This is a genomic window from Corynebacterium sp. (genome assembly GCF_012837295.1).
Taxonomy (GTDB): Bacteria; Actinomycetota; Actinomycetes; order Mycobacteriales; family Mycobacteriaceae; genus Corynebacterium.
Window position 1 is genome coordinate 1 of sequence record NZ_DURI01000338.1, and the last position, 3,917, is coordinate 3,917.

5 protein-coding genes are annotated in these 3,917 nt (G+C 70.4%); 3 read left to right on the forward strand and 2 right to left on the reverse strand.

Features of this window, described 5'->3' with window-relative positions:
* Window positions 1-116: 116 nt before the first annotated feature.
* Window positions 117-1,331 carry a molecular chaperone DnaJ gene (gene dnaJ / locus GX015_RS11205; RefSeq protein ID WP_291345190.1) on the forward strand — a complete coding sequence of 405 codons (1,215 nt, stop codon included), beginning with the start codon at window positions 117-119 and terminating at the stop codon, window positions 1,329-1,331.
* Window positions 1,332-1,340: 9 nt separating this feature from the next.
* On the forward strand, window positions 1,341-1,832 hold the full coding sequence (locus GX015_RS11210) for a MerR family transcriptional regulator (RefSeq protein WP_291345191.1): 492 nt from the start codon (window positions 1,341-1,343) through the stop codon (window positions 1,830-1,832).
* A 2-nt stretch (window positions 1,833-1,834) separates the two neighbouring features.
* On the opposite strand, the gene GX015_RS11215 is transcribed toward GX015_RS11210, so the two are convergent.
* Window positions 1,835-3,235, reverse strand: coding sequence for an alpha/beta hydrolase (locus GX015_RS11215; protein WP_291345192.1), 1,401 nt, complete (start codon window positions 3,233-3,235; stop codon window positions 1,835-1,837).
* Window positions 3,217-3,510: a hypothetical protein gene (locus GX015_RS11220; RefSeq protein WP_291345193.1), complete on the reverse strand. Its 294-nt coding sequence runs from the start codon at window positions 3,508-3,510 to the stop codon at window positions 3,217-3,219. The genes GX015_RS11215 and GX015_RS11220 overlap by 19 nt, the downstream gene beginning before the upstream one ends.
* Window positions 3,511-3,631: 121 nt before the next feature.
* Between GX015_RS11220 and GX015_RS11225 the strand changes: the two genes are divergently transcribed.
* Window positions 3,632-3,917, forward strand: a 286-nt coding sequence (locus GX015_RS11225; RefSeq protein ID WP_291345194.1) for a nitrilase-related carbon-nitrogen hydrolase, incomplete at its 3' end; no start/stop codon positions are given.

Sequence of the window (3,917 nt, forward strand, 5' to 3'; positions counted from 1 at the left end):
CGGGCCGGAAGGTCCGCCCGCCGCACCCCATAAACTTGAAATGCAGTGCAACGTGAAATGCAGTGCTTTTTCGCGGCGATCGGCCGCGACACCGTTCCGGAAGGAGGAGATGTCCGATGACCCAGCGCGAATGGGCGGACAAGGACTATTACGCGGATCTGGGCGTCTCCAAGTCCGCGGGCCAGGATGAGATCAAGAAGGCGTACCGCAAGCTCGCCCGGGACAATCACCCGGACACGCATCCCGGTGACGCGAAGGCGGAGGATCGCTTCAAGAAGGTCTCCGAGGCCTATTCCGTCATCGGCGACGCCGACAAGCGCCGCGAGTACGACGAGCTCCGGTCCGCGTTGGCCGGGGGCGGGTTCCGCTTCCCCGGCGCGGGCGGTGGTTTCGGCGGCGGTGGCTTTACGACGGGCGGGCCCGGCGCCGGAGGTGCCGGCGGCTTCGACTTCAACGTCTCCGACATCTTCGGCGACGGCGGCGCGGGCGGCGGTTTGGGCGATTTCCTCAACGGGTTCGTCAACCGCGGCGGCGGTGCCGGTGGCGCCGGCGGTGCGGGGCGTTCGGCGCGGCCGCGCCGGGGCGCCGACGTGGAAACCGAGATCACGCTCGACTTCCGCGAGGCCGCCAAGGGCGTGACCATTCCGCTGCAGCTGACCAATCCGTCGCCGTGCACCACGTGCCACGGTTCGGGCGCGAAGCCGGGCACTCACCCGGTGACGTGCGGCACCTGCCATGGTTCGGGCTTCACCAACGAGCAGCGCGGGGCCTTCGGGTTCTCCGCCCCCTGCCCGGATTGCGGTGGCCAGGGCACGAAGATCGAGGATCCGTGCACCGATTGCTCCGGCACCGGCGTGACCACGCGTCGCCGCACCATCACGGTGCGGGTGCCCGCGGGCGTCGTAGACGGCCAGAAGGTCCGTTTGGCGGGCCAGGGCGAAGCGGGTTTGCGCGGCCGTCCGGCCGGCGATCTGTTCGTCACGGTGCACGTGCGACCGGACGAGATCTTCACCCGCTCGGGTGATGACCTCGAGGTGACGGTGCCCGTGAGCTTCGGCGAGCTGGCGCTGGGCGGCACCATCACGGTGCCCACCCTCGACGGCAAGGTCCGCGTTCGCGTTCCCGCGGGCACCGCCGATGGCCGGACGCTGCGCGTTCGCGGCCGCGGTGTGCCCAAGCGGTCCGGTACCCCGGGTGATCTGCTGGTCACGGTGCGGGTGCAGGTTCCGTCGAAGCTCGATGACGCCGCCGCGTCGGCGTTGCGTTCCTACGTCGAGGCCGAGCGCGCCGGCGGGTTCAACCCGCGCGACGGCTGGGCCGGAGCGAAGTAGGTGGTCGCCATGGCCGCAGAAGAATCGCGCACTGAAACTCGCACCGAGTCCCGCACCGAGATCCGCACGGAAACCCGGACGGAGTCCCGAACCGAATCGCGCACCGAGTCCCGCACCGAGGTGTACGTCATCTCGGTCGCGGCGGACTTGGCCGGCATGCACGCGCAGACCCTGCGCAACTATGACCGCCTGGGTTTGGTCACGCCGCAGCGCACCCGCGGCGGCGGCCGCCGCTACTCCCAGCGCGACGTCGCCCTGCTCCGCGAGATCCAGCGCCTCTCCCAGGAGGAGGGCGTGAACCTGGCGGGCATCAAGTCGATCATCGAGCTCAATGAGCGCGTCGAGGAACTCGAGAACGAGAACGAGGCCCTCCGCGCCGAGCTGCGGGACGCCGAGGCCCGCCGCGGCCGCCCCCGCGGCGAGATCGTCCACGTGCCCCGGTCCACCGCCGTGGTCATGTGGGAGCCGCGCAAGCGCCGGCGCCGCAGCCAGGAGGACTAGAGTCACCGCGCTCCCGCCCGGGCAGCAGCCGTCGGCGCGACGCCGGACCCGGGCCCGGAGCCGGGGATCGTCGAGGTCTTCTTCTCCAGACGATCCCGGAAGTCGGGGTCGGGGAAGTAGTCCTCGGTGTGCGCCGCGAACTTCGCGGGAAAGTCCAATGGCCTACGTCCCTTCGGCTTCACCAGATCCGATATGTCCATCCGGTTCGCCCCGAACCATCGCGTGGTCACGTCCGCGCCATGGAGAGACGCATCCGCCACGTAATCGATCGGGTCGTCCGGCGAGGTCACCGCCACTACGCGCCGGTCGTTTTCGGTGGGGTGATGTGGCGTGCCATCGCGCTGGATGAGCTTCATGTCGCGCACGGATTTCAATCCGGCACCCGCCCCCGGCGAGCCGGCGAGCACCACGGCATCCGCGTGCAGGCCCGTTCCCCTGGTGGCCTGGGCGACGACCGTCGCACCGTAGCTGTGGCCCATCACGCTCAACTTCGCGTTCGGGTTCTCCGCCAACTGCGACTGGAACATCTGGAGTGAAGGGGCGGCGCGTTCGTAATACGAGGTTCCGGCCGCGCTCATCACGCCCGGGGGAGCGTCGTACGTCCACGCCACCACGGCGACGTCGGGGCCGCGAAGCCAGCGGGCGCGCTCGATCTGCAGGGCCAGCTCCTCGGCGGTCGAACCCGTGCCCGGGACCAGCGTGATCACGTGCTCGGCGGTCCGCGGATCCCCCACGGCCACGGCCGTCGTTCCGGGATCGGCGTCGAGGATCTCCACCTCCGAGCCGGTTTCATATCCCCACATCCCGCGGATCCGTTCGGCCTCCGCCGCCTGCAACGGGGGAAGCCCCGCCACGCCTTCGACCCTGCCCAGCGGCATGCCCGGCGTGCTCAGGTGAGCCCCGGCGGGGAACTGGTCCCGCAGTTGGTTCGCCGCCCGCACATCGGCTTCCAATGCCTGTTTCACGCGCATCTCGATCTTCTTGCGATGGTGCCCGAGCAGTTTCGCCGTGCCCCCGAGATCGGTGATGCTCTTCGCCCGGGCCCCGTTGGACAGCACCAATCCGGAGGCGCGGTCGACGAGGCAGTCGTCGGCTTCCGCTTCGGCGATCGCCAAGGCCAGCTTCTTCTGCGCCAACGTCAACGTCCTGTTCGCTCCGTCGAGCTCGCCGGCGAATCTGGTCAGCGCCCCGGCGTCGCGCCGCAGTCGGGCGGCCCGGTCTCCCGCGGCGATGTCGCCCTCGGTGCGGATGGGCCCGTCGAGATCTCCGGTGGGCACCGACCGCACGCTGTCCGCGACCTTGTCGGCGGCGTCGGCCAGCCGCTTGCCCGCGCCCCTCCAACTCGCCGCGGCCTGCGCGAACGTGGCCGGGTTCCACGCGAGGATCATGTCGATGTCGGACACAACGCCCCTCCGTTGGCCTCGTCGCAGCCCTCCACTCCCGCGGCGATGGTCCCGGCGGTCACGCCGAGCGCTTCGACTGCATCACCTTCGGCAGCCAGCTCCTCGCGCCAGAGCATCGCGCCGTGCATCAACTCGCCCCAGGTCCGCGATCCGGTCATCTCGGCGTCGTCGGAAAGCGTCGGTCCCAGCCCCCGCACCCGATGTCCCTGAAGCGCCAGCCCCTCGCCGAGCTCGCGCAGCGCCCGCGGGCTCACCGTCATCCCCGTGTTGGTCATGCCCGCAGGATCGCCGCAGGCCCGGCTCCGCGCACCCGAAACGGCCGCCCGCGACACCCGGATTGTGGATGAATCCCCGCACCGTCCCCGCCTGTGGATGAACCCCGGTAACGTCGATCACATGCGCATCGCACTCGCCCAGCTGGAACTGTCCGCCGAGCCGCAGGAAAACCTCGGCCAGGTCAAGGACGTCATCGTCCGCGCCGCCGACGCCGGCGCCGACCTGGTGGTTTTCCCCGAGGCCACGATGAAGGCCTTCAACACCGGCCGCCTGGACACCGTCGCGGAACCGCTCGACGGGCCCTTCGCCACCGCCGCCCGGTCCGCGGCGGCCGAGGCAGGCGTCACGGTCGTCCTCGGCATGTTCCGCCCCGCCGACGTCGTCGAGCGCGACGGCAAGGAACTCC